Below are 558 nucleotides of genomic sequence, written 5' to 3' on the forward strand. Positions count from 1 at the left end.
CCGACTGCGGCGGCGCAGGGCGCGAGCCCGCTGCGCGAGCTGGGCGCGCTGGCGCGGCCCCAGGTGTGGCTCACGCTGGGCATCGGCGCCATCGGCTTCGGCGGCATGTTCGCGGTGTTCAGCTACATCAAGCCCACGCTGACCGAGGTGTCCGGCCTGCCGCTGGGCGCGGTGCCGGCGGTGCTGTCGCTGTTCGGCCTGGGCATGGTGGCCGGCAACCTGGTGGGCTCGCGGCTCGCCGACCGCGCGCTGATGCGCACGGTGGCCGGCCTGCTGCTGTGGAGCGCGCTGGTGCTGGGCTCCTTCGTGTTCACCGCCCACCACCCGGTCAGCGCCGCCGCCAGCGTGTTCCTGGTCGGCACCGTGGTGGCGCTGGCGCCGGCGCTGCAGATCCGCCTGATGGACGTGGCCGGCGACGCGCAGACGCTGGCCGCGGCGCTGAACCACTCGGCCTTCAACATGGCCAACGCGCTCGGTGCCTGGCTGGGCGGCGTGGCCATCGCGGCCGGCCTGGGCTGGACCTCGACCGGCTGGGTCGGCGCGCTGCTCGCGCTGGGC

Annotated in this window: 1 protein-coding gene; it reads left to right on the plus strand. The window is 75.4% G+C overall.

Translation table 11 applies throughout. The features are described 5' to 3' along the window. On the plus strand, window positions 1-558 hold a 558-nt coding region (locus x551_RS23065; protein WP_036252300.1), incomplete at both ends, for an MFS transporter.

It is taken from the genome of Methylibium sp. T29 (genome assembly GCF_000576205.1).
GTDB lineage: Bacteria > Pseudomonadota > Gammaproteobacteria > Burkholderiales > Burkholderiaceae_C > Methylibium > Methylibium petroleiphilum.